General features: G+C 60.1%; 19 protein-coding genes and 1 pseudogene. 12 read left to right on the top strand and 8 right to left on the bottom strand.

Annotation, left to right across the window (positions count from 1 at the left end):
- The first annotated feature begins 29 nt into the window (after window positions 1-29).
- Together KVG87_RS20225 and KVG87_RS20220 are read left to right on the top strand one after the other, a co-directional pair.
- Window positions 30-2,585 (top strand): LuxR C-terminal-related transcriptional regulator, encoded by a 2,556-nt coding sequence (locus tag KVG87_RS20225; RefSeq protein WP_217852287.1) that lies wholly within the window; start codon window positions 30-32, stop codon window positions 2,583-2,585.
- A gap of 153 nt (window positions 2,586-2,738) precedes the next feature.
- Window positions 2,739-6,203, top strand: coding sequence for a dermonecrotic toxin domain-containing protein (locus tag KVG87_RS20220; RefSeq protein ID WP_217852285.1), 3,465 nt, complete (start codon window positions 2,739-2,741; stop codon window positions 6,201-6,203).
- 26 nt (window positions 6,204-6,229) lie between these two features.
- Here the strand turns inward: KVG87_RS20220 and KVG87_RS20215 are convergent, their stop codons facing one another.
- Window positions 6,230-7,009 carry an IclR family transcriptional regulator gene (locus tag KVG87_RS20215; RefSeq protein WP_150636138.1) on the bottom strand — a complete coding sequence of 260 codons (780 nt, stop codon included), beginning with the start codon at window positions 7,007-7,009 and terminating at the stop codon, window positions 6,230-6,232.
- A gap of 163 nt (window positions 7,010-7,172) precedes the next feature.
- Between KVG87_RS20215 and hmgA the strand changes: the two genes are divergently transcribed.
- Genes hmgA through maiA form a run of 3 tightly spaced genes read left to right on the top strand, consistent with a single transcriptional unit; the run spans window position 7,173 to window position 10,433 of the window.
- Complete coding sequence (gene hmgA / locus KVG87_RS20210; protein ID WP_150742806.1) at window positions 7,173-8,477, top strand: homogentisate 1,2-dioxygenase; 1,305 nt, start codon at window positions 7,173-7,175, stop codon at window positions 8,475-8,477.
- Window positions 8,478-8,480: 3 nt separating this feature from the next.
- The gene (gene fahA / locus KVG87_RS20205; protein WP_217852283.1) at window positions 8,481-9,785 is read left to right on the top strand and encodes a fumarylacetoacetase; all 1,305 of its coding nucleotides are present in this window, start codon (window positions 8,481-8,483) and stop codon (window positions 9,783-9,785) included.
- 12 nt (window positions 9,786-9,797) lie between these two features.
- Window positions 9,798-10,433: a maleylacetoacetate isomerase gene (gene maiA / locus KVG87_RS20200; RefSeq protein ID WP_217852281.1), complete on the top strand. Its 636-nt coding sequence runs from the start codon at window positions 9,798-9,800 to the stop codon at window positions 10,431-10,433.
- Between the two features lie 139 nt (window positions 10,434-10,572).
- On the opposite strand, the gene KVG87_RS20195 is transcribed toward maiA, so the two are convergent.
- Entirely contained in the window at window positions 10,573-11,376 is an 804-nt protein-coding gene (locus KVG87_RS20195) for a SirB1 family protein (protein ID WP_217852279.1), read from the bottom strand.
- Between the two features lie 184 nt (window positions 11,377-11,560).
- Between KVG87_RS20195 and KVG87_RS20190 the strand changes: the two genes are divergently transcribed.
- A complete protein-coding gene (locus KVG87_RS20190) occupies window positions 11,561-12,580 on the top strand; it encodes a Glu/Leu/Phe/Val dehydrogenase family protein (RefSeq protein ID WP_217852277.1) in 1,020 nt (339 codons plus the stop codon).
- Between the two features lie 150 nt (window positions 12,581-12,730).
- On the opposite strand, the pseudogene KVG87_RS20185 reads toward KVG87_RS20190, so the two are convergent.
- Window positions 12,731-12,985 (bottom strand): annotated as a pseudogene (locus KVG87_RS20185) (YebG family protein); the annotation flags it as partial.
- 347 nt (window positions 12,986-13,332) lie between these two features.
- Here KVG87_RS20185 and KVG87_RS20180 point away from each other — a divergent pair.
- A complete protein-coding gene (locus KVG87_RS20180) occupies window positions 13,333-13,833 on the top strand; it encodes a phosphate-starvation-inducible protein PsiE (protein WP_016771633.1) in 501 nt (166 codons plus the stop codon).
- Here the strand turns inward: KVG87_RS20180 and KVG87_RS20175 are convergent.
- Window positions 13,830-14,147, bottom strand: coding sequence for a DUF3509 domain-containing protein (locus KVG87_RS20175; protein WP_016771632.1), 318 nt, complete (start codon window positions 14,145-14,147; stop codon window positions 13,830-13,832). The two genes, KVG87_RS20180 and KVG87_RS20175, sit on opposite strands and share 4 nt — an antisense overlap.
- A 263-nt stretch (window positions 14,148-14,410) precedes the next feature.
- A complete protein-coding gene (locus KVG87_RS20170; RefSeq protein WP_122750889.1) occupies window positions 14,411-15,787 on the bottom strand; it encodes an L-serine ammonia-lyase in 1,377 nt (458 codons plus the stop codon).
- 135 nt (window positions 15,788-15,922) lie between these two features.
- Here KVG87_RS20170 and KVG87_RS20165 point away from each other — a divergent pair, with 135 nt between their 5' ends.
- Window positions 15,923-16,870 (top strand): LysR substrate-binding domain-containing protein, encoded by a 948-nt coding sequence (locus KVG87_RS20165; protein ID WP_016771630.1) that lies wholly within the window; start codon window positions 15,923-15,925, stop codon window positions 16,868-16,870.
- 200 nt (window positions 16,871-17,070) lie between these two features.
- Window positions 17,071-17,478, top strand: a complete 408-nt coding sequence (locus KVG87_RS20160) for an HPF/RaiA family ribosome-associated protein (RefSeq protein ID WP_076565917.1) — start codon at window positions 17,071-17,073, stop codon at window positions 17,476-17,478.
- 89 nt (window positions 17,479-17,567) lie between these two features.
- Here the strand turns inward: KVG87_RS20160 and fecA are convergent, their stop codons facing one another.
- The 3 genes from fecA to KVG87_RS20145 form a co-directional block, all read right to left on the bottom strand.
- Complete coding sequence (gene fecA, locus KVG87_RS20155) at window positions 17,568-19,901, bottom strand: TonB-dependent Fe(3+) dicitrate receptor FecA (RefSeq protein ID WP_217852275.1); 2,334 nt, start codon at window positions 19,899-19,901, stop codon at window positions 17,568-17,570.
- Between the two features lie 88 nt (window positions 19,902-19,989).
- The gene (locus tag KVG87_RS20150; RefSeq protein ID WP_217852273.1) at window positions 19,990-20,922 is read right to left on the bottom strand and encodes a DUF4880 domain-containing protein; all 933 of its coding nucleotides are present in this window, start codon (window positions 20,920-20,922) and stop codon (window positions 19,990-19,992) included.
- Window positions 20,919-21,449: a sigma-70 family RNA polymerase sigma factor gene (locus KVG87_RS20145; protein ID WP_122601871.1), complete on the bottom strand. Its 531-nt coding sequence runs from the start codon at window positions 21,447-21,449 to the stop codon at window positions 20,919-20,921. Before KVG87_RS20145 ends, KVG87_RS20150 begins: the two co-directional genes overlap by 4 nt.
- A 146-nt stretch (window positions 21,450-21,595) precedes the next feature.
- On the opposite strand from KVG87_RS20145, the gene KVG87_RS20140 reads away from it, so the two are divergent.
- The 3 genes from KVG87_RS20140 to KVG87_RS20130 are packed head-to-tail and all read left to right on the top strand — an operon-like array spanning window position 21,596 to window position 23,807.
- Entirely contained in the window at window positions 21,596-21,901 is a 306-nt protein-coding gene (locus KVG87_RS20140) for a DUF3649 domain-containing protein (RefSeq protein WP_076567789.1), read from the top strand.
- Entirely contained in the window at window positions 21,898-23,481 is a 1,584-nt protein-coding gene (locus KVG87_RS20135; protein ID WP_217852271.1) for a PepSY-associated TM helix domain-containing protein, read from the top strand. Before KVG87_RS20140 ends, KVG87_RS20135 begins: the two co-directional genes overlap by 4 nt.
- Window positions 23,481-23,807, top strand: coding sequence for a DUF3325 domain-containing protein (locus KVG87_RS20130; RefSeq protein ID WP_217852269.1), 327 nt, complete (start codon window positions 23,481-23,483; stop codon window positions 23,805-23,807). Before KVG87_RS20135 ends, KVG87_RS20130 begins: the two co-directional genes overlap by 1 nt.
- Window position 23,808: the final 1 nt, after the last annotated feature.

Raw genomic sequence — 23,808 nt, 5'->3', positions numbered from 1 at the left:
GAGCGCACAACGATAAGAAGGCTCACCCGATGACCGCCATGACCCCGTGCCTGGATCGACCCGGATTTTTGCCCAGGCTTTCTTCACATCATCAGCCTCGCAGTCGCTTGACTGCGCCTTTGCTGACATCGAACGCACGGGTCAGGCTGTTGTGCGCGCCGGCAGGCAGTGGCAAAACCGCACTGCTCACCGAATGTCTTCTTCAGGTGCGCGCGGAGTGCGAGGCAATCTGGCTGCCGCTGGCGGGAGCAGCGCTCAGCGCCGATGAATTTTGCCGGCGTCTGACGCGGGCGCTCGGGCTGGTCGAAGTCCTTGATGATAGGCAGCTGATGGCGGAGCTGGCCCATTGGTCGAGGCCGACGTCGCTGTTCATCGACGATTACAGTCGGCTGCCGGATCCGGCTGTGGATGCTCTGCTGGATCGCTTGCTGGCAGTCAGCAGCCCGGCGCTCACCTGGTGGATCAGCACTCGCCGCCGGCCGCAGTGCAACTGGCCGCGGCTGTTGCTCGATGACGAACTCTACGAATTCGAGAGCGCCAGCCTGGCGCTGACTCACGATGAAGTTGTATCGGTGTTGCACCATTTGCCGCCTGACCAGGCGGACCGTGTCGCCACCCGTATCATCCAGCGTACTGGCGGTTGGTGCGCGGGGGCGCGCATGGCGCTCCTGCAAAAGTGCGACTGGTCGCAAAACCTGCAACCGCAGCAGCGTGTCGACACTCTGCTCGATTATCTGCAGCACGAACTGTTTAGCAACCTGACGCCGGAACAGGACGAGGCATGGCGTGTGCTGGCTCACCTGCCACGGTTCAACGCGCCGTTATGCGAGCATTTGTTCGGCGCCGGCGAAGGCGCGCGGCTGCTGCACGATCTGCAGGTGTTGGGCTGCTTTATCGAGCCATGGCAGCAATCCGCTGACTGGCTCCAGGTGTTCCGCCCGCTGTCGCGAATCATCCAGGAGTCGCACTGGCCGTGTGCGCGTTCCTGGCACCGGCGCGCCTGTCAGTGGTTCAGCGCGACGCAGGATTGGCGAGCGGCGTTCGAGCAAGCGTTGTTGGCCGAGGAATACGAAACTGCCGTCAGCCTGTTGCAGCATTTCAGCTTCGAGGATCTGTTCGAAGACCAGACCGTCGTCCTGCTGTTGCGTTTGCACGAGCAACAAAGTCAGGAGCTGACCCTGATGACACCGCAGCTGATCGGGCTGGTTACCGGAGCCTTGCTGTTTGCCGGTCGGTTCGAACAGGCCGGGCAATGTCTGGCTCATCTCGGCCGCTTCATGCCGCAACCGAGAGCGCAGCTGGAGCAGCAACTGCTGGCCCGCTGGCAGGCGCAACAGGGGTGGCTTTTTCACCTGCAAGGGCAAATGGTGCCGGCACGCACCTGCTTTCAGGAGGCTTTGTCTGCGCTGGCTGACGAGGCCTGGCAGGCGCGTCTGATGTGCCTGTCAGGACTGACCCAGCAGGCGTTGCTGTGCGGTGAGCTTGATCAGGCCCATGCCCTCAACCGCGAGGCGCTGTGCCTGGCGCGGGCTCACGGCTCGTTGCTGTTCGAAGGCTTGCTTGAGCTTGACCATGCGCAATGGCTCGAGCAGCGAGGCGCGCCTTTGCGTGCCGAAAGCCTGCTGGTGGAGATCGAGCACTTGCTGCGCCTGCGCGCCACAGTGCCCGTGCCACTGCTCGGCCGGATTGCCCTGCGGCGCGGACGACTGGCGCTGTGCATGGGACTTGAAGCGCAGGCTGCGCAGTTGTTCAGCGAAGGCCTTGAAGATTGCTTGCGCAGCCACGACAAGCGGGCCTTGTATGGTTATCTGGGGCAGGCGCAACTGGCCGGCAATCGCGGCGATTATGCCTGCGCTTTCGAGCGCCTGCGCGAGGCTGAAAGGGTCATGCAGCAGCGGCAGATTCCCGATACGGTCTATCGCGGTGTTGTGTTGCAGGTGAGCAGCCAGTTCTGGTTGCAACAGGGCCGACCGCATCTTGCGCAAGAAGCGTTGAGCCGACTGTTACGGCATTACCGGGGACCTTCGGCGTTGCAGGCGCCACCCGCGACGTTCGAACTGATTATTCGCATCGAATACCTGCTGGCCTGCGCGAATGCGCAATCGGACCCGGACGAAACCGCTCTGCCCACCATTGAGCGATTGTTGAAGCGCGCTCAGGCCAAAGGCATGCTGGCGGCGGAAACGGAATTGTTGCTGGCCTTCGCGCAGTTGGCCGAAGCGCACGGTGACACGGTAGCGGCGCAGCAAGCGTTCCAGCGAGCCGCAACGCTGGCGGAGCGTTGCCGATTGCAGCAAGCCGTGCGCGAGTGGGAATTACGCCGAGGTAGCCTCGGCACTGGGTCTGGCAAGGAGGTTTCTGCCTGGCCGCGGGATAACGATGAACAGGCGCCTGGCCTCAGTCGGCGCGAACGCGAAGTGCTGATGTTGATTGCTCAAGGGGCTTCTAATCAGCAAGTTGCCGAACAACTGTTTATTTCATTACATACAGTAAAAACCCATGCGAGAAGGATTAACGGTAAGTTGGGTGTAGAACGCAGAACCCAGGCTGTGGCGAAAGCCAAGTTGATGGGGATACTGGTTTAGCTTTGTAAATTTCAGTAGCACAACATGGTTTACGTTGGTGGGTGGCATGTTTTGTAATTTGTTCGAGCTTCATGTCGGCTGAAAAAGAAACTACCTTGCAATTATCGGCGGTGGCTGCACTTGCAGCTCTGGATAATCAAGTAAGGAAAGTTTGTGGCCAAGTTATATAAAAGTTTGATGCGTGGTTCTTTCGGTGAGCAGGTTACCTGGCCGGAAGAGTGGGAAAAGGCAACACAGGCTAAAACCGATCTGCTCAAGATCATCGACGCCATGCCGAGCGTGCTGGATATTCTGCGCAACATGCTTGAAGGTGAATTGAAGCGTCTGGGCAAAACAGTTGATATCGACAAGGTCTATATCAATACGGATCCTGCTTTCCCTGCCGATGAAAATCGGCCATCAGGCACTCTTTGGGAGGTGACGGTTCATTGTCTGAATAACCATATAAGTCCTGCCTATATTATGGGGGGCGATGGGGTTTTCGTTCTGCCAGATACGTTCAGTGAGCAATTCAAAGTCAACGTGCTCAATACCATTGTTGTTGAAGATCTGATCGCTGCTGTAACTGCCGGACTGGAAAAAACATTGCGAGCCGAGATCGCAAAGTTCTGGGCTGCGCCAGCGAAACCCGTCCATGCCGACAATGCACCGCTGTCGAACAAACAGGCTTTCATCAAGGCCTATGCCGTGGTCACCGGTGCAGAGCTGTCGCTGTCGGTCATGGCCAACAATTTCGATGCCCGATTGGGCGAGCGATTCGCTCATCTGCTGGAAGCAGATGCCGGTCGCGCAGCGTTTGAAGTCAACCTGCAACCGGCACAGGATTATCTTCTGGTGCGCCAGCCCTGTTTCGTTCTGGACAACGCCGAGCGTGCGGTCGCAGAGATGCAACTGGTCAACGAGTCGACTTCCTATCTGCTGCACACGCCGGAAAACGGCTTTGAGTTCTTTGAAAAAAATACCGATTTGCACAGCAAACTTCAGCAGCGACTTTCCCTGCGTAGCGAGCAGATCAGTTATCCGAAAGCCACGCAAAATCCTCATGCGTTTTGTGCAGAGGCTCACCTCAAAGGTCAGCTTGAAAGCGTGGCAACCTTGATCAGTGGCCAGGCACAACTGGAAAAACCGCTGACCTCCATGCTTCAGGAGAATCAACGCCTGCATGTGCTGCGTTACGGCATCGACACCCGCTTTTATCTGCTTTGGGCAGCACTGAAGCGCACCGACTGGCCGCTTTGGCTGCATGCCGCTGGTAGCGATGTTCAACAACGTTATAGCGAGCTTGAAGAATCCAAAGACCAGTATGAGGCTGCATATTCGAGCGCGTTCGATACGTGTTTTTCTTTCAAGGACTATGTGGTGCGCACGTTCGCCGCATGGGCGCAGAGGGCCTTTGACGAACGCCTGGATCCTGAAGCGATCAGTGTCCATAGCTCGTACACTTTGCAAGTTGCCGGACGGACCATCGAACAGGAAGAAACCCGGACGCTGACGGAGTTTCTTGTTTTCGGTCTGCACGACAATGGTTACAAAGCGACTCTGACCATCATCGGCGCTCCCGACGGAAGTCGGCTGACGGCAGTAGCGCTCGAGCAGTGGCTGGAAAATCGTAACCTGCGCCTAGAGTTTACCGGCAGTCTTGCATACTCGCCGTCGGTTGCTTGGCAGGAGGCCTATCGCAACTATCTCTTCAGCCAGATGGAGTTTGCAGTTTTTGTAGCTCGCCAGTCCGGGAAGCTGGATTCCACCGATGCGAACATCATCGCGCGAGCCATGGCCAACGACCCTGCGGTGACTATTCAGGGCCTGAAAATCAGGCTGCAAGTCCCAGCATTGAAAGATGTTCTGATGATTTCGGCCAAAGAATACGCACCGTCGCTGATGTTGGTCAAAACAGCTGACGGGCAATTCGAACTGCAGAAATTTTCCGATATCTACGCGGCGAACCGCTGGCTGGAGTCGGCGTTGTCGGCGGATCGTGAATACGCCGCATTGATGATCCATCCCGACTACCTGCACGAGGCGGGTGAGTTGCTTGGCAGCGCTGGTACTCAGCTGAGCTACCGCTACACGCTTGATAGCCGGCCGGTCGATCTTTATCTGAACGCCAAGGCACCTTTGGCGGACTACGTAAATGTCGCCTACCGAGCCGAAGTTGCGCTGCACAAGGCCATTGCACCGGCAGCTTATCGGGCGCTTGGCATTGAGGGGCGCAAGCGCTATTCGCGTCTGACAACCGAACTCAAGGCGTTGTCCACGGTTGATGTACGAGACAATGGTTTTCCGACCTTCGAGCAGTTCACCTATGACGCGGTGAAAGCCCAGATAGAAGACCTATTGCGTTCGCGTGGCAGCAACGTTTCGGTCAATCCCGATCAGATCATTATTCAGACCGAAGAGTTTCGTAAGAGCGTTACCGACGTCCTGCTTGACGGACTCGCTTTCGAAGCGGTGCATCCGGCCTATGAAACCAAGTACAGCCCCAAATATTACTTGGTGAATGGACATCCCCTCGTTGAAAAACTGGATATCCGGGATTTGTCTTCGCTATCGAAAACCTTCCGCCCTGGTGACCGATACAGCGCGATGCTGGAAGAGCAATATCTGAACAAGGCGCATCCTGATCACGCTTTCAAGCGCGCGGTACATGCTCGGAAAATCCGCTGTGAGATGTATCGCAATGCGTTTGCCGATTTCACCAACGGCAGATTATCGACAGAGTCTTTCTCTGCTGTCCAAGAGGTTATCGATAACCTGAAAGAGAGTGGCGGTTATCAGTCGGTAGGGACCAGCACCGCCGAAGGTGATATCGGGCTGTATAAATTCAATATTGGCGCGCTGGGTCTGACGACTCCTGGGGACCGCGCGGTTGGCGGCGTTTATATTTTTCGACTGAAGTTGTCGTCAGGTTTCTTCGACTTGCTCTATACGCCTGACGCGCCGGATCAAGTCAACTTCCGGCCGATCGCTGAGTTCATTCCTTCGATTCGTTTTCGAAAAGGCCCGTTCAGGAACTATTACAGCGAGCGGATACTGCTGGTTGACCAGAAAGTGACCAATGACTACTTCGATAATCTGGTCGCAACGGTTGATACCCGACCGGTCATTCGCACACAGCAGCGTTCGTTACTGCCCGATCTGTTCACTTTCCATGACGAGCGAGTGCGCCGTGTATTGAGTGACATCGACGAACGGACCACCAGTCTCAACGAAATAATTGCCGGTGTGGTTTATGAAAATCTGTTGAAGGCCGCAAACATTGTCAGCCTGCTGGTGCCACCCGTAGGCACTGTGGTGGTGGCTGTGCAGGTGATGAAAAGCATCTACGACGCGTCGCAGTCGCACCGACGTGGTGATTATTCCGCCGCGCTGGGGCATGTGCAGGATGTATTGAGCGGACTGCTGACATTGGGTCAGGCAGCAGCGGCGGGGGCGCCGGCTAAAGAACTTACCCGTGCGCAACGCTCGTTTCTGAGTTTGTTTGAAGACGCCCGCACGGTCGCGGAGCTGGTTACGTATTACACCGGCCATGAAGACCCCGCCGATGAACTGATCGGGTTCTTCAAGGCACTGATGCAAGAGGCTGAGTCTGCATTAAGCAAGACCACGGTTCGCTGAGCCGTTTCGAGCGCTCATAGTCTGATTTATCTTTCGTAACCCATGCGCCAACTCACGGCCCGGGTCGCAGCCAACAAACGCTGCGCCGCCGGGCCGTTTTCGTCGGCGTGGAACAGTGAGGTCGGGCCGACGATGGTCAGCACCGCAGCGATCTGCCCGACCGCGTTGAACACTGGCGCAGAAAGCGCATCCACACCCGGCATCAACAAACCATGCACGTGATGCAGACCGCGTTCGCGGATCTGTTCACACAGCGCTGCATAGGCTGTTTCATCCTTGAGCGGATGCTCCGCGACAGCGATCTCCTGCTCGCGCAATTCATCGGTTTCCCGATGCGGCAGGTAAGCGCTGAACACCAGCCCGGTGGACGAGCTGAGCAGCGGCAGCACCGAACCCAATTGCGTCACCACCGTCACCGCGCGCACCGCCGGTTCGATATGCACCACGGTTGCGCCCTGATTGCCCCACACCGCGAGAAAGCAGGTTTCGTTGAGTTCATCGCGCAGCTCGGACAGCGGCAGGGCGGCAACTTTCAGCACGTCCATGCTGTTGAGCGCGGCCAGGCCCACGCGCAGTGCTTCGCGACCGAGGCCGTAATGGTTGGTGGCGGTGTTCTGTTCGGCAAATCCGGAGGCAATCAACGCCTGCAGATAGCGATGGACCTTGCTCGCCGGCATCTGCACGTGTTCGGCCAGACGCGACAGCGAAGTCGACGGCGACAATTCGGCCAAGGCCTTGAGGATGTCGGTGCCGACCTCGGCGGAGCGGACTTTCTGTTTGCCGTTGCTGTCGCTGGTTTTTTCCATGGGGCTGGCGGTTCCGGTTCGAATGGGCGTCTTTATAGCTTGACGCTGGATAGCGAGCAAATTACGTTATGCGTAATCAGATTACGATAATAACAACCCCGGCGTGCCGAGACCTCTGATCCAGAGCGATGGGCCACTGCCGACTCCCTGTTCAGGAGGCTCCATGAACCCCGATTCAACCGCGCAGGACCTGGTTTACCAGTCCGGCTTCGGCAACGAATTCAGCACTGAAGCGTTGCCCGGCGCGCTGCCCGTTGGCCAGAACTCTCCGCAGAAAGCCCCGTACGGCCTGTATACCGAGCTGTTCTCCGGCACCGCGTTCACCATGCCGCGCAGCGAAGCGCGGCGTACCTGGATGTACCGGATCCAGCCGTCGGCCAACCACCCGGCGTTCGTCAAACTGGAACGGCAACTGGCCGGCGGACCGTTGGGTGAAGTAACCCCCAATCGTCTGCGCTGGAATCCACTGGAGCTGCCGACCGAGCCAACGGATTTCATCGATGGCCTGGTCAGCATGGCGGCCAACGCCGGCGCCGAGAAACCGTCCGGCATCAGCATTTATAACTACGCCGCCAACCGTTCGATGGAGCGGGTGTTCTTCAACGCCGATGGGGAAATGCTGCTGGTGCCGCAACTCGGTCGCCTGCGTATCGCCACCGAACTGGGCGTACTCGAAGTGGCGCCGCTGGAAATCGTCGTGCTGCCGCGTGGCCTGAAATTTCGCGTCGAACTGCTCGATCCACAGGCACGCGGCTACCTCGCCGAGAACCACGGCGCGCCGCTGCGCCTGCCGGATCTGGGGCCGATCGGCAGCAACGGTCTGGCCAATCCACGGGATTTCCTCACCCCGGTCGCCGCCTACGAAAACCTGCAGCAACCGACCACTCTGGTGCAGAAATTCCTTGGCCAGTTGTGGGCCACTGAACTCAATCACTCACCGCTCAATGTGGTCGCCTGGCATGGCAACAACGTGCCGTACAAATACGACCTGCGCCGTTTCAACACCATCGGCACGGTGAGTTTCGATCATCCCGATCCTTCGATCTTCACCGTATTGACCTCGCCGACCAGCGTGCACGGTCTGGCCAACCTCGATTTCGTGATCTTCCCGCCGCGGTGGATGGTCGCCGAAAACACCTTCCGGCCGCCGTGGTTCCATCGCAACCTGATGAACGAATTCATGGGCTTGATCCAGGGCGAATACGACGCCAAGGCTGAAGGCTTCGTGCCCGGCGGCGCGTCGCTGCACAGCTGCATGAGCGCCCACGGCCCGGACGGCGAAACCTGCACCAGGGCGATCAACGCCGAGCTTGCACCTGCAAAAATCGATAACACCATGGCCTTCATGTTCGAGACCAGCCAGGTGCTGCGCCCAAGTCGTTTCGCCCTCGAATGCCCACAGTTGCAACCCAGTTACGACGCTTGCTGGGCGACGCTGCCCGCCACGTTCGACCCGACCCGGAGATAACCCATGACACAGAATTCCATCCCCCGCAGTTGGGTCGCTTCGGCCAACGGTCACAGCGATTTCCCCTTGCAGAATCTGCCGCTGGGCGTGTTCAGCCTGGACGGTTCGGCGCCTCGCGCGGGCGTAGCGATCGGCGAGCACATTTTCGATTTGCAGGTGGCGCTCGAGGCCGGTCTGTTCGACGGTGTCGCACGCAGTGCAGTGGAAGCCATGCACGGCGGGCAGTTGAATGCGTTCTTTGAACTCGGTCGTGAGGCGCGGGTGGCCCTGCGCGAACGCCTGATCGAACTGTTCAGTGAAGGCAGCACGCTGCGCGGCAACATCGAAGCGCAAGGTGCGAAAGTCTTGCCGTTGGCTGCCGATTGCCAGATGCACCTGCCGGCACGGATCAGCGATTACACCGACTTCTACGTCGGCATCGAGCACGCGCAGAACGTCGGCAAACTGTTCCGCCCGGATAACCCGCTGTTGCCGAACTACAAGCACGTGCCGATCGGTTACCACGGTCGCGCTTCCACAGTGCGAGCGTCCGGCACCGACGTGCGCCGGCCGAAAGGCCAGACGTTGCCGGCCGGGCAGACTGAACCGGTATTCGGTCCATGCGCGCGTCTGGATTACGAACTGGAGCTGGGCATCTGGATCGGCCAGGGCAATGAGATGGGCGAGCCGATTGCCATCGGTGACGCTGCCGAGCACATCGCCGGTTTCTGCCTGCTCAACGACTGGTCGGCACGGGATATCCAGGCCTGGGAATACCAGCCACTCGGGCCGTTTCTGTCGAAGAGTTTCATAACCAGTGTTTCGCCCTGGGTGGTGACGGCCGAAGCGCTTGAGCCGTTCCGCACGGCACAACCGGCCCGCCCTGAAGGTGATCCGCAGCCGTTGCCATATCTGCTCGACAAGCGTGACCAGGATGGCGGCGCCTTCGACATTGAGCTGGAAGTGCTGTTGCGTACCGAAACCATGCGCGAGCAGAACCTGCCGGCCCATCGCCTGACCCTGAGCAACACCCGCTACATGTACTGGACCGTCGCGCAAATGGTCGCGCACCACAGCGTTAACGGTTGCCAGTTGCAGGCCGGTGACCTGTTTGGTTCGGGCACTTTGTCCGGCCCGGAAAACGGCCAGTTCGGCAGCCTGCTGGAGATCACTGAGGGCGGTAAGAAGCCGATCGAACTGGCCTCCGGCGAAGTGCGCAAGTTCCTTGAGGACGGTGACGAAATCATCCTGCGTGCCCGCTGCGCCCGCGAAGGTTTTGCCGCGATTGGCTTCGGCGAATGTCGCGGCACCGTGATCGCTGCGCGCTGACAGGAGCGGCTTATGGATCTCTATGGCTATTACCGTTCCACTTCGTCGTACCGGGTGCGGATTGCGCTGGCGTTGAAGGGCCTCGATTACCAGGCGCTGCCGGTCAACCTGATCGCACCGTCGGGTGGTGAACATCGGCAAGCGGCGTATCTGGCGCTCAATCCGCAGGGCCGGGTGCCGGCCTTGCGCACCGATGACGGCGCGCTGCTGATTCAATCGCCGGCGATCATCGAGTATCTGGAAGAGCGTTACCCGCAGGTGCCGTTGCTGCCGGATGATCTGGTGGCGCGCGCGCAGGTGCGCGGCGTTGCGGCGGTAATCGGCTGCGATGTACATCCACTGCACAACGTCAGCGTACTCAATCGCCTGCGCCAGTCCGGGCAGGATGAAACGCAGGTGGTGGAGTGGATCAGTCACTGGATCAGCCAAGGGCTGGCGACAGTGGAGCAGTTGATCGGCGACAGCGGTTTCTGTTTTGGCGAATGGCCGTGCGTGGCAGATGTGTATCTGATTCCGCAGTTGTATGCGGCAGAGCGGTTCAACGTCAGCCTGGAGGCGTATCCGAAGATTTGCCGTGTGGCTGCGTTGGCGGCTGAACATCCGGCGTTTATCAAGGCGCATCCTGCCAATCAACCAGACACCCCGTAATTCCTGTGGGAGCGAGCCTGCTAGCGAAGACGGAGTGTCAGTGGCCTTTCATTCAGCTGACACACCGCTTTCGCGAGCAGGCTCGCTCCCACACAGGTTTGTGTGGGCCTCAAGGATGGGGGCAGCCTGCGGAAGGCAGTTAATGCACGACGGAGTTGGGCGGCAGATGGCCGAGGCGTTCGGTCAGGCGCAGGCGCTGGATCGGGTCTTCGCTGAGCAATAACGCATGCTCCAGATCGAAGCGTTCAGCGTTCGGGCAATCCAGCCGTTGATAAAGACTGGCCCGGGCCATGTAATCGGAGGCCTTCGCATCGCCCAGTTCGAGCACTCGTTCTGCGTCGATCAGCGCGGCGATGTGATCGTCGTGGGTCAGGTGCAATTGGCGCAGGTTGCGTGACAGACGTTGCAGCATCTGCACCGGCGTTGCGCTCAGCAAATGTTCGGCGCTGAGCTGCATGTTCGGCCCGTATTGGCGTTGCAACAGTTCTCGGCAGTCGTTGGGATACAGTCGCCGCCCGCCGCAAGGGTCGAGCAAGTGGTCGGCGCCGGGTACCCGCAGCAGAAAATGTCCGGGGAAGTTGACCCCGACCAAAGGAATCTCCAGCCCACGCGCCAATTCCAGTGCGATCAACGCCAATGCCAACGGCTGACCACGTTGGGTGTGCAACACGCGATGCAGCAGCGCCGCCTGTGGGCGCAGCGGCAGGAAATCATCCTGTGCGAAACCGAGATCGACCATGCGCCGCAACAACGGTTGCGCCAGTTCGCTGACCGGCAGCATCGGCAGGCCATAGCTGACGCGTAGTTGCAGATCCTTGAAGGTGTTCAGCCATGCCTCGGGTTCGAGGGTTTTGTCGTGCTCGGCACTTATCCACAGCGCAGCTTCCAGCAGGGCCGGCGGTGAACGATGCAGGCATTCGAAAAAGCGTTGGCGCGCACTCATCTGAATCTCCCTCCAATGCCTCGTTTTAGCCCCGTCCGGGTGGTTCGTCCAGTGCCGGGCGCGTTGAGCGCGAGTTATAGCGGCGCAGCATTGTCCGCTCGGCGGCTCATGCCGGTGCGCGCCAGCAATTTTCAGGGGCAAGCCTATACTGGCGTTCTACAAGAAGTGATTCGGGAGCCTGTCGATGTTCGCTCTCATGCAAAGCACTCGCCTGGAATCGCTGCACCTGAGCGTGGACCCGGTCACCGGGTTGAAGGCGGTCATTGCCATTCATGACAGTCGCCTGGGGCCAGCCCTGGGCGGCTGCCGTTACCTTGCCTATCCCAACGACGAATCTGCGGTCGAGGACGCCATTCGCCTGGCGCAAAACATGAGCTACAAAGCGGCGCTCGCCGGCCTCGCGCAGGGCGGCGGGGTGGCGGTGATCGTGCGCCCGGCCCATGTCGAGAATCGCGCCGCGTTGTTCGAGGCTTTCGGCCGTTGCATCGAGCAGCTCGACGGCCGCTACATCACCGCCATCGACAGCGGTACTTCAGTGGCGGACATGGACTGCATTGCTCAACAGACGCGGCATGTCACCAGCACCACCTCGGCAGGCGACCCGGCACCGCATGCGGCCATGGGCGTGTTCACTGGCATTCGCGCCACGGCGATGGCGCGCCTGGGCAGCGACAACCTCGAAGGTCTGCGCGTCGCCATCCAGGGACTTGGCAATGTCGGTTTTGCACTCGCGGAGCAACTGCACGCTGCCGGCGCCGAGTTGCTGGTCAGTGACATCGACCACGGCAAGGTGCAACTGGCGATGGAGCAGCTCAATGCTCACCCGATCGCCAACGACGCATTGCTCAGCACGCCGTGCGACATTCTCGCGCCTTGTGGGTTGGGCGGTGTGCTCAACAGTCACACGGTGTCGCAACTGCGCTGCTCGGCGGTGGCCGGTTCGGCGAACAATCAACTTTCCCATCTGGATGTGGCGGACCAACTGGAACGGCGCGGGATTCTTTACGCGCCGGATTATGTGATCAACGCTGGCGGGCTGATTTACGTTTCGCTGAAACATCGTGGCGAGGAGTTGCCGACGATTACGGCGCATCTGTCGAAAATCAGTTCGCGGCTCACAGAAGTCTTCGCTCACGCGCAGGCGGAAAAACGTTCGCCGGCGCGGGTGGCGGATGAGTTGGCGGAAAAGGTTTTGTATCGCTGAAAGCAAAAGATCGCAGCCTTCGGCAGCTCCTTGGAATGCAGGAGCTGCCAAAGGCTGCGATCTTTCTGATTACTTCGGCGCTTTCGCTGCTTTGGCTGGCTTCGCCGGCGCCTCGTCAGGTTCTGCCGCTTCAGCTTTTTCGACAGGCTCGGCCGGCGCATTGATCAGCTCCGACAGCGCATCGGGCTGGCTCTTGAATGCCCGGGCGAACACATCGCGATTCTTCGCCATGTAGATCCCGGCTTCTTCCACTTGCTGTTCGGTCAGGGACGGAACGGCTTTTTGCAGCACATCGGCCAGATATTCGGCCAGTTCGAGCATTTTGTCATGACGATCAGCTTCGGCTTTATCCATGAACAAGCGCTCCAGATCTCGGCTGCTGCGGTATACCACTTCGACGGCCATTCACCACCTCACATGCCTTCACGTTAAGTTGTCTTGACGACTACTGTATCCATATACAGCGAAAAGGATAAGCGAATCCCTGCGCCATGGGTAGTGGCTTTTCAATGTAGACCGGATTTGGCGTTTGTCAGGGGGACGGGGTGGCTGCTATTCGCGAGCAGGCTCGCTCCCACGGGGATTGTGCAAAGCCGCTAGCCTGCGACCAAACGCCACGGCGCGGGATTTGCGGCGGATCGCCATGATGCGTGGCCCTGAACCTGCATGAAAACCGTTGCAACAAGGCGCGCGCGCAAAACCGTCACGTGCGATACGCATCATCCGCCCGAAACGGGCTAAGGAAACTCATCGTGAAAATAAACTGGGCCGAGAAACTGCGGCGTAACGTGCATCAACTGGCCGAGTCCCTGGGCAACCTGTTCGTCGAAACCTTCCACTATCTGGCGCTGTTCGCCATCGGTGCGGTGACGGCGTGGGCTGCGGTGATGGAGTTTCTCGGCATGCTCGAAGTCGGGCACATCAAGATCGATGACATCCTGTTGCTGTTCATCTATCTGGAACTGGGCGCGATGGTCGGGATTTATTTCAAGACCAACCACATGCCGGTGCGCTTCCTGATCTACGTGGCGATCACTGCACTGACGCGCCTGCTGATCTCCAACGTCTCGCACCACAACCCGCCGGACATGGGCATCATCTACCTGTGCGGCGGCATTCTGCTGCTGGCGTTTGCGATCCTGGTGGTGCGTTACGCTTCGTCGCAATTCCCCTCAGTGAAGATCGAGAACCCGCAGCGCAAGATCGGCACGGGCTCCAGCGAGCATCCGGAAGTGGAGAAGGGCGAGCTCTAAAGGCCCGCCGCCTGGCCGGGCTGGCCTTTGACCCTTGGCGGTGGCGGGGTCAGCCCGGCGCCGCTGGTCATGGCTTCGAGAATCGACATGGCGCTGTGGCCCTGTTCGATGGCGATGCCGAACTGGATGCTTTGTACCAGCCGTTTCAAACGCTCGGGATCGTTGCGCTGTTCGGCACTGATCATGCGCTTGGCCACGATGCGGCCGGCGTTGGATAGCGTCAGCATGATGCTGCCGTCCAGGCCCTGAATGCTCAGATTGATCTGGTAGTCCGGCGCGAAAGCATCGGTAATGATCTGAAATGGGTTGTCCATGATGCGTCACCGCCTGATTGAACGTGCAGTTGTTGACCGGCCATGATCCGATTTGGTTCGCAACACCAGACCACTGGCATCTCGTTCGCTGAGGTTTGCAATGTCCGTTTGCCTCAAGGGTGTTGTAGCAAGGCGCATGCCGGAAAAATTGTCGAACAATAAACACGGCGAAAAAAACGGCGAGCCTCGGGGCTCGCCGTTTTTTGTGGCGCGTTTTCAGGGCAGGAATCAGCGGATGATCGCTGACAGTGCAGTCAGGCCGATCAGCACTCCACCCAGTTCACCGCAAGCCCGCCCCGCGAGGTTTCCTTGTACTTGTCGTGCATGTCGGCGCCGGTGTCGCGCATGGTGCGGATCACCCGGTCGAGGGAAATAAAGTGATTGCCGTCGCCGCGCAGGGCCATTTGCGTGGCGTTGATCGCCTTCACCGCCGCGATGGCATTGCGCTCGATGCACGGCACTTGCACCAGGCCACCGACCGGATCGCAGGTCAGGCCCAGGTTGTGTTCCAGGCCGATTTCGGCAGCGTTCTCCAGTTGCTCCGGCGTCGCCCCTAGCACGTCGGCGAGGCCGGCGGCGGCCATCGCGCATGCCGAACCGACTTCGCCCTGACAGCCGACCTCGGCACCGGAGATGGAGGCGTTTTTCTTGCACAAAATGCCGACGGCGGCGGCGCCCAGAAAGAACGCAACGACGTCATCGTCAGACGCATCCGGATTGAATTTCATGTAGTAGTGCAGAACCGCCGGAATGATCCCGGCGGCACCATTGGTCGGCGCGGTGACCATGCGCCCACCGGCCGCGTTTTCTTCGTTGACGGCGAGGGCGAACAGGTTGACCCATTCCATCGCCGACAGGGTCGAGCTGATCACATTCGGTTTGCCGATTTCCAACAGGCTGCGATGCAGTTTCGCCGCGCGGCGCGGTACTTTCAGGCCGCCGGGCAGGATGCCTTCGTGGCGCAAACCTTGTTCGACGCACTCGCGCATCACTGACCAGATGTGCAGCAGGCCTTGGCGAATCTCGGCATCGCTGCGCCAGGCGCGCTCGTTGGCCATCATCAGTTCGGACACGCGCAGATTGTGCTTTTTGCACAAAGCGAGCAGTTCGGCGGCGCTGGAAAAATCGTACGGCAACACCACGTCGCTGGTTGGCGCCACGCCAGACTCGGCTTCAGCCGCTTCGACGATGAAGCCGCCGCCCACCGAGTAATAGGTTTGCGCGAACAGCTCGGCGCTTTCGCCAAAGGCGCTCAGCGACATGGCGTTGGGGTGGTAGGGCAGGCTCTCGTCGAGCAGCAGCAGATCGCTCTGCCAGTCAAACGCAATCGAGCGTTGACCGGCGAGGGACAGTTGCCCGGTTTCGCGCAGTTGCTGGATGCGTGGATCGATGGTCGAAGGATCGATGCTGTCCGGCCACTCGCCCATCAGGCCCATGACCGTTGCGCGGTCAGTGGCGTGGCCAACGCCGGTGGCCGAGAGCGAACCGTACAGGCGGATCTGCACACGTCGCACATCATTGAGCAGATGCTGATCGATCAGAGCCTGGGCAAAGGTCGCCGCTGCACGCATCGGACCGACGGTATGGGAGCTGGACGGGCCGATGCCCACTTTGAATAGATCGAAAACACTGATAGCCATGCTAAACCCTTACAAGCAATGGAGTAGGAATCGCTGCCATTTTTTGTCGGACAAGCGCAATGTCGGCGATACTGCCTGCCTCGGTTCGAGGTGACCAACGAAACCTCCTAAGACAGCCTTTAGCAGGACTAAACAATGAGTCGTCAATTGCATGCCCAGACCTATGTCTGGCTGCAGGTGTTTGCCTGTGCCGCGCGGCACCTGTCGTTCACCCGTTGTGCCGAAGAGCTGCACATCACCCCGGGCGCGGTCAGCCAGCAGATTCGCCAATTGGAAGAGCGCTTGGGGTTTCGCCTGTTTCATCGGCGCGCGCGGGGCGTTGAGTTGAGTGCACAGGGGCAGCGGCTGGCGATTACCGTCAACGAAGCCTATGGCAGCATCGATGCGGAGTTGCGCCGGCTGGACGCCGGGATGATCAGCGGGACTCTGCGGTTGCGCTCGATCCCGTCGTTTCTCGGCAAGTGGCTGACCCCGCGCCTGCCGCGCTTGCAGCAACGCTTTCCGGATATCCAGTTGCGCCTGGTAGCCGAGGACAGCAGCGTGCCCTTGCATGAGGGCGATTTCGATCTGGCCATCGACCTCAACGATGGCAGTTATCCCGGATTGTTATCCACAGCCTTGCTCGACGAGCAGATATTTCCGGTGTGCGCGCCGAGCCTGTTGCGTGGGCGCCCGCCGTTGCACGGGCCGGCCGATCTGGTGCATTTCCCGTTGCTGCACGACATCACCGCCTGGCGTGGCAGTTACGAGTACGCGGAATGGGAGTTCTATTTGAATGCGATCGGCTTCGAAGGCGCCGATGTGCGACGCGGCCACACCTTCAATCGCAATCACCTGACCATCGAAGCGGCGATTGCCGGCATGGGCGTGGCGATTGCCCGGCGCACGTTGCTCAATGATGAGCTGGAGCGCGGCACTTTGATTGTGCCGTTCGGCTTGTCGGTACCCAACCATAAACGCTACGTGCTGCTATATGCGCCGGGGGCGTTGAGCCATCCAGGCGTGCGCGCTGTGCATGACTGGCTGGTGGAGGAGGCGGGGATTTTTCGCAGCCTGCACCCGCTGAATGAGCAACAGATGTGAGCAGATTTTTCTGCGGTGCGGGTCGACCCAACTCCCGACATTAACAGCGCCTCGCTCGGTTGTCCGGCTTTTTTTGCGAATGAATATTTTTCTTTTTTCAGGGGTTGAAATGTTCGTCGCTCGGGCCGATTGTTGTAACCAGGAGGTCAGGAAATTCAACTCAAGGCCTCCAGCGAGCTAGCTGAAATAAGGGATGAACTATGCAAATCCAAGTCAACAGCGATAACCATATTCAAAGTAGTCAGCGACTGGAGGAGTGGGTACGTACAACTATTGAGAGCACGCTCGAGCGTTATGAAGAAGACCTGACCCGTGTCGAAGTCCACCTGAGCGACGAGAACGGTGACAAACCAGGTCCCCATGACTTGCGCTGCCAACTGGAAGCGCGGCCAAAAGGCCACCAACCGATTTCCGTGACTCACAAAGCCGATTCGCTGGAGCTGGCAATTGACGGCGCTGCCGAGAAACTTGAGCACGCCCTGGAGCACCTGTTCGGCAAACTGCGAGGTAAGCCACGCGCCGCTGTAGTGCCGTTTAGCGGCAAAGCCAACGACAAGCTGTTGGCGGAAGAATTCGACGAGAACGAACAGGCAGCGATCAACAGTTGATGCGCTGATTGCACAAGTCACACAAGGAGAACGGGCCTGCTGATGCAGGCCCGTTTTTTTTCGCATGGGGAGAAGGCTTCAGAGTCTGTTCAGAACGCCACCGAAGTCTGCACATAAACCGTCCGCGGCTCACCCACGTACTTGCCCTTGTTGTTGTCATCGAACGAGCGTGTGAAGTACTGCGTGTTGAAGATGTTCTTCACCCCCACCGCCACATTCAAATCCGACAGTTGCGGTCCGAAGTCATACCCGGCGCGGCTGCTGAACAGCATGTAACCAGGGATCTTGCCGGTGCTGCCATCGGCGCTTTCCTTCGAAGTGTTGGCGTTGTCGGCAAACTGGTCGCTCTGGAAGCTGCTGTCCAGATTCAGCTTCCATGGCCCTTCGGTATAACCGACGCCAATCGTGCCTTTGTGTTTGGAGGAAAACGGCACGCGGTTGCCTTTGTTCGGCCCGTCCTCGCGGATGGTTGCGTCGACATAGGCATAACTGGCGTAGACATCGAAACCGGCCAGCGCCGGGCTCAAGTCGTCGAGCGCGTAATTGACGCTGGTCTCGATGCCCTGATGGCGGGTTTCGCCGCGCGCGATCACCGAATCGTTGGTCTGGTTGCTTTCGTACTGGTTGTCGAAGTTGATCAGGAACGCACCGATTTCAGCGCGCAGGGCACCGTTGTCATAGCGAGTGCCGAGTTCCCAGGTGCGGGCCTTTTCCGGCTTCACTTCGCCGCTGCTCACGCGGTTGGGCATCTGGCTGTACTGCACGCTGCCGAACGAGCCTTCGGTGTTGGCGTACAGATTCCAGCTGTCGGTGAGGTGATAGAGCACGTTCAGCGCCGGCAGCGCGGTGTTGTAGTCGCCCTTGTATTTGACGTTGGTCAGGTTGTTGGTCTGCTGCGACTCGATCATCTCGTAGCGCACGCCCGGGGTGATGGTCCATTTGCCGATGTCGATGCGGTCATCGACGAAGAACGCGTTTGCCTCGGTACCACCACGAGTGTCGCGGTCGTTGCGGCTGCTGGTGGTCGGGTATTCGTTGGCGCTGATCGGCGTGCGATAACGCAGTTCGTGGCCGGCCTCGTTGATGTAGCGGTAGCCGACGCCGACTTCATGGCTGCTCGGACCCAGATCGAAGCCTTGGGCGAAACGGGTTTCCAGGCCACGTACCCAATACTCGCGGGGCGACAACGAAAGGAATGTGCCCTGATCGAGATAACCGCTGCGCAGGGTTTTGGTGAAGAAGGTGTTGGCGGTGAATTCGCGGCGATCTTCCTGATAGCGGTAGCCGACGTTGAACATCGTGCGGCGCCCCCAGAACTGGTCTTTCGGCCGCGTCGATTGATACGGATCGGCATCGTAATCGGCGACGTTGAGACCGCCGGGCATGTCGGCCTTGCCTTCGTAATACTGGGCCATGGCGTTGAAGCTGTTGGCGTCGTCGAGCTGATATTTGCCCTTGAGGATCAGGTCGTCGATCTCGGTATCGCTGTGTTCACGCCAGTCACCGCCACGGGTGCCGGAGTACAACAGCGCACCACCGAGGCCGTTGGCGTTGGTGCCGCCGGCCAGCAGATTGGCGCTGGTTTTGAAACCGTCGTGGCTCGACGATGGGCTGGTTTCAGTCTGGAACCCACCCTTGACCGTTGGCTCGTCAGGAATCGCCCGGGTCACGAAGTTGACCACGCCGCCGACGTTCTGCGGGCCATAACGCACCGCACCGCCGCCGCGCACCACGTCCACCGCATCCATGTTGCCCATGCTGATCGGCGCGAACGAAAGCTGCGGCTGACCATACGGCGCGAAAGGTACCGGGATGCCGTCCATCAATACTGTCGAGCGCGCGGCCAGGCGTGGATTCAAACCACGAATACCGAAGTTCAGCGCCATGTCGTGGCTGCCCGTGCCGTTGTTCTCCGGCGCGTTCACACCGGGGATGCGGTTGAGCACATCGCGGGCCTGGGTCGCGCCCTGGCGTTCGAATTCTTCGCGGCGGATCACATCACGCGCGCCGGGGTGTTCGAAGACATTGATCTGCGCCGCATCGCCGAGCCAGTCGCCGACTACGGTCGAGGTGCCCAGCTCCAGCGCCGCATCAGCCAGCGGTTGCAGGCTGAAGGCATTGTCGCCTTCGGCGCGGGCTTGCAGACCGGTGCCTTCGAGCAACGCATCGAGGCCTTGTTGCGTCGTGTAATTGCCCTCCAGACCCCGGCTCTGCACACCGCTGGTGACTTGCGAGCCAAAGGAAATCAGCACGCCGGCTTCACGGCCAAACTGGTTCAGCGCGGTTTCCAGCGACGCCGGGGCGATGTGATAAACCTTGGTCTCGGCGCCCAGCGCAGCGGGCAGGGCGGTGAAACTCAGGCTGGCGCCGAGCAGAAGATTGCGCAGGCTGCGGGCCAGTGGCGTAAGGCGGGTGGGCTGCATGTGGATGATCCTGAGAAGGTGGAATCAAGGGGGCTTTCCTTCTCTGTCACGCCAGATCTGAAAAACGGCTCATGGTTTTGGCGTTTTTTTACACCAGCGCTTCGATGCTCACCCAATAACGGGTAAAGCGCTTCACTCTGACCGGCAGACTGATCTGCAACAGGTCGAGAATCCGCTCGCTGTCATCCAGCGGATACGTCCCGGAAATCAGCAGATCGGCAACCTGGCTGTCGCACCGCAGCTGCCCGCGCCGGTAGCGGCCAAGCTCTTCGAGGAAATCGCCGAGGCGCATATGGGCGGCGACCAGCATGCCGTCAGTCCAGGCGCCGCTATTGGCGTCCAGCGGTTTAGCCTCGCTGACCGAGCTGGCAGTAAAACTCAACTGCCGCGCGACCGGCAGCAGCAGGGGCGCGCGCTGGCTGGCGATGAGTTCGACTCGTCCTTCAAACAGCGCGATCTGTGTGCGCTCGGCAAACTGCCGCACATTGAGGCGCGCACCTTGGCTTTTCAGCACGCCGTGTGCCGTGCGGACCTCAAACGAGTGTGCGGCGCTCAACAGCATTTCGCCTTCGAGCAGACGAATCGTACGCTGCGCACCATCAACATCAACCGAGCTGGCGGTATTGAGCTGTAACGAATCGGCACCGCCCAGGCCGATCTTGCGCCGCTGGCCGACCGGCGTGCGGTAATCGGCGAGCAGCGACGGCAACGGCGTGTGCTCGCGCATGCCCCAGGTCGCCGCTGAGCCTGCACCGAGAATCAGCAACATTTTCAACGCCTGACGGCGGCTGCCGGACTTCGGTCCGTTCAACGCCGCGTGGGCCAACGGCGACGAAACGCCGCGCAAGCGCTGGTTGACCCGCTGCATGTGTTCCCACGCTCGGCGGTGTTCGCTGTGTGCATCCAGCCATTGTTGCCAGGCCTGCTGCTGGCGCGGGGTGAGGGTGTCCTGCTGCATTTCAAGCAACCAGTGCACCGCCTGTTCGGCGACTTGCGCGGAGAAATCCGGCACCCGATTCACAGGGCGAAATAGCAGCGCATGGCCGCTTTGTTCAAATGGCGTTTGACCGTGGCCACCGAAATACCCAGTTCTGCGGCGATCTGTGGATAAGTCAGACCATCGACCTGCGCGAGCAGAAAGGCGCGTTTGACCTGGCGCGGCAAGCCGTCGAGCAGCTCATCGAGCTCGATCAACGTCTGCAGGATGATCGCTTTGTGCTCTTCCGACGGCGCGACCATTTCCGGCATTTGCGCCAGCGTCTCGAGGTAGGCGCGTTCCACATCCTGGCGCCGGTAATGATTGAACAGCACGCGCTTGGCCAGGGTGGTGAGAAAGGCGCGCGGTTCGATGATCACCGGTGGCTCGCGAGCGGTCAGCACCTTGATGAACGTGTCCTGAGCCAGATCCGCCGCGCTGTCGGGGCAGCCGAGCTTGCGCCGCAACCAGCCAGTGAGCCAGCTGTGATGAGCATGGTAGAGCGATTCGACGGGATGGGCGGGCGGCAACGAAATGACTCCGGACGCAAAATTTGCGTAGAGAACGTGCATTAGAGAACAAGAACGGTTCGCATTGTAGAGGCTGGCGACAGTGTCCGGCAATCAGATGCTTTTGCGTATGAGAATATTTATCATTAATATTGCTCGCCTGTAGATTCGGCTTGTCGGCCGAACGTTTTTCGTTTCAGGGTCGAAACATGAAAGGCAAACTCGCAACCCTTCCCATGTCCTATCGTCTGGCCGTCACTTCGCGAGTGCTGGCGGCGATTTTCGGCGGCTATCTGGTCGCGGCGCTGGCCAGTGTCACCCTGACGTTGTGGCTGCCGCTGAACCGCGCCGAAGCGGTGGTCACTGGCATGACCGTGTCCTTTCTGGTCTATCTGGTTGCCGTGCTCTGGTGCTTTGCCTGCCGCAGCGCGTGGTCGGCCTGGGTCGGCCTGCTGGTGCCGAGCGTGATTCTCGCCACCGTTTCCGGTGTCGCGCGCGGTCTGGGGCTGGCATGAAGGAAGGGTTCCGGCAGGCGATGGCCTGGCTGCACACCTGGGCCGGGCTGGTGTTCGGCTGGTTGCTGTTCGCGATTTTTTTCACCGGCACGCTCGCTTACTTCAAAGATGAAATCAGCCACTGGATGCAGCCGGAAATCGCTGCACATTCGCTTGATAGCGAAGCGAGCCTGGCGCTGGCGCAAGATTATCTGCAGCAACACGCCGCCGGCGCCTCGCGCTGGCTGATCGATTTGCCCGATGCCCGCGACCCCGGCCTGACGGTGCGCTGGCAGCAGGCGCCGGGCAAACCCGGCGAGCGCGGCCGCTTCGAATCCCGAACCCTCGATGCTCAAACCGGAGTCGAAGTACAGGGTCGCGAAAGCATGGGCGGCGAGTTCTTTTACCGTTTCCACTTCCAGTTGCAGATGCCTTATCCGTGGGGGCGCTGGCTGGCGACCCTCGCCGCGATGGTGATGTTCGTTGCACTGATCAGCGGCATCATCACCCACAAGAAAATCTTCAAGGACTTCTTCACCTTCCGCCCGCGCAAGGGCCAGCGTTCCTGGCTCGACGGGCATAACGCCGTGGGCGTGCTGGTGCTGCCGTTTCACTTGATGATCACTTACAGCAGCCTGGTGATTTTCATGTCGATGGTCATGCCCGCCAGCATCGTTGCCTCTTACGGCAGCGACGTGCGCAAGTTCTACGACGAAGTCTTTCCCGCGTCGAAGACGCCCGAGCGCGCCGATGTCGCCGCACCGCTGACCGCCATGGCGCCGCTACTGGCCAAGGCCAGCGAGCAGTGGTCGGGCGGCCACACCGCGCGCCTGTCGGTGAGCAACCCGGGCGATGCCAGCGCCACGGTGGTGCTGTCCCGCGCGGGCGATCGGGTGGTGCATGATTTCGGCCGGGCGGTGACGTTCAATGGCTTCACCGGGCAGCTTCTGAGCAGCACCCCCGATCAACCCATGGCGATGGCGGTGGGTGGCGCGTTCTACGGTTTGCACATGGGCCATTTCGCCGGGCCGCTGTTGCGCTGGCTGTATTTCATTTGCGGACTGGCCGGCACGGCGATGATTAGCACCGGGCTGGTGATCTGGCTCGGCAAGCGGCAGCTCAAGCACGTGAAAAGCGCGGCGCTGCCGTTCGAATTGCGCCTGGTCGAGGTGCTGAATATCGCCAGCATGGCCGGCCTGGTATCGGCGGTGGCGGTGTTCTTTCTGGCCAATCGACTGCTGCCGGTGAGTCTGGCGGGGCGGGCCGATTGGGAAGTAAATGTGTTCTTTATCGCTTGGGGGTTGAGCGTGGTGCACGCGGTATTGCGTCCGGGACGCAAGGCGTGGATCGAACAGCTGACGCTCGGCGCTGCGCTGTTTATCGCGGTGCCGCTGATCAATGCGCTGACCACACCGTGGAATCTTGGCGCGACCCTGATGCAGCGCGACTGGGCACTGGCCGGATTTGATCTGACTTGTCTGGCGACGGGGCTTTTTCTCGGCTGGGTTGCGCGCAAGATGCAGCGTCCGGGCGACTCCGTCAGCGTTCGCAAAGCAAGTCCTTCGCCTCGCTCGATCACAGTCGAACAGGGGGCCAACTGATGCTGCTGGTCCTGTTGCTCAGCTATGCCGGCTTCACCGCGTTGTGCCTGTCGATGCCACGTCATCACGCCGAATTGCTCGGCGCCAAACCGTCGACGCGCCGCCGTCAGGGTCTGGCGTTGGCGGGATGGCTGTTGCTGGCGCTTTCGCTGTGGGCGGCGGTCGCGGTCAATGGCTGGAGTTTCGGTCTGGTCGACTGGTTCGCGGTGCTGATGCTCAGCGCTTTGGCATTGGTGCTGTTGCTGCCGTATCGCCCGCGTCTGGCCATGGCACTGGCCGGGTTGAGCCTGCTGGCGAGCCCGGTCGCCGCCTGGGCGCAGTGCTGAA

It is taken from the genome of Pseudomonas siliginis (assembly GCF_019145195.1).
Classification (GTDB): Bacteria; Pseudomonadota; Gammaproteobacteria; order Pseudomonadales; family Pseudomonadaceae; genus Aquipseudomonas; species Aquipseudomonas siliginis.
Note: the sequence above shows the minus strand (reverse complement) of the source record. Positions and strands in the feature narration are given on the sequence as shown.

Bases quoted from the DNA above. Each gene is read 5' to 3' on its own strand.
- maiA (WP_217852281.1), top strand. From the start codon at position 9,798: ATGGATCTCTATGGCTATTACCGTTCCACTTCGTCGTACCGGGTGCGG.
- KVG87_RS20140 (WP_076567789.1), top strand. From the start codon at position 21,596: ATGAAAGGCAAACTCGCAACCCTTCCCATGTCCTATCGTCTGGCCGTC.
- KVG87_RS20170 (WP_122750889.1), bottom strand. From the start codon at position 15,787: ATGGCTATCAGTGTTTTCGATCTATTCAAAGTGGGCATCGGCCCGTCC.
- KVG87_RS20175 (WP_016771632.1), bottom strand. From the start codon at position 14,147: ATGGACAACCCATTTCAGATCATTACCGATGCTTTCGCGCCGGACTAC.
- KVG87_RS20225 (WP_217852287.1), top strand. From the start codon at position 30: ATGACCGCCATGACCCCGTGCCTGGATCGACCCGGATTTTTGCCCAGG.
- KVG87_RS20145 (WP_122601871.1), bottom strand. From the start codon at position 21,449: ATGCACGTTCTCTACGCAAATTTTGCGTCCGGAGTCATTTCGTTGCCG.
- KVG87_RS20165 (WP_016771630.1), top strand. From the start codon at position 15,923: ATGAGTCGTCAATTGCATGCCCAGACCTATGTCTGGCTGCAGGTGTTT.
- fahA (WP_217852283.1), top strand. From the start codon at position 8,481: ATGACACAGAATTCCATCCCCCGCAGTTGGGTCGCTTCGGCCAACGGT.
- hmgA (WP_150742806.1), top strand. From the start codon at position 7,173: ATGAACCCCGATTCAACCGCGCAGGACCTGGTTTACCAGTCCGGCTTC.
- KVG87_RS20160 (WP_076565917.1), top strand. From the start codon at position 17,071: ATGCAAATCCAAGTCAACAGCGATAACCATATTCAAAGTAGTCAGCGA.
- KVG87_RS20215 (WP_150636138.1), bottom strand. From the start codon at position 7,009: ATGGAAAAAACCAGCGACAGCAACGGCAAACAGAAAGTCCGCTCCGCC.
- KVG87_RS20195 (WP_217852279.1), bottom strand. From the start codon at position 11,376: ATGAGTGCGCGCCAACGCTTTTTCGAATGCCTGCATCGTTCACCGCCG.
- KVG87_RS20190 (WP_217852277.1), top strand. From the start codon at position 11,561: ATGTTCGCTCTCATGCAAAGCACTCGCCTGGAATCGCTGCACCTGAGC.
- KVG87_RS20130 (WP_217852269.1), top strand. From the start codon at position 23,481: ATGCTGCTGGTCCTGTTGCTCAGCTATGCCGGCTTCACCGCGTTGTGC.
- KVG87_RS20135 (WP_217852271.1), top strand. From the start codon at position 21,898: ATGAAGGAAGGGTTCCGGCAGGCGATGGCCTGGCTGCACACCTGGGCC.
- fecA (WP_217852275.1), bottom strand. From the start codon at position 19,901: ATGCAGCCCACCCGCCTTACGCCACTGGCCCGCAGCCTGCGCAATCTT.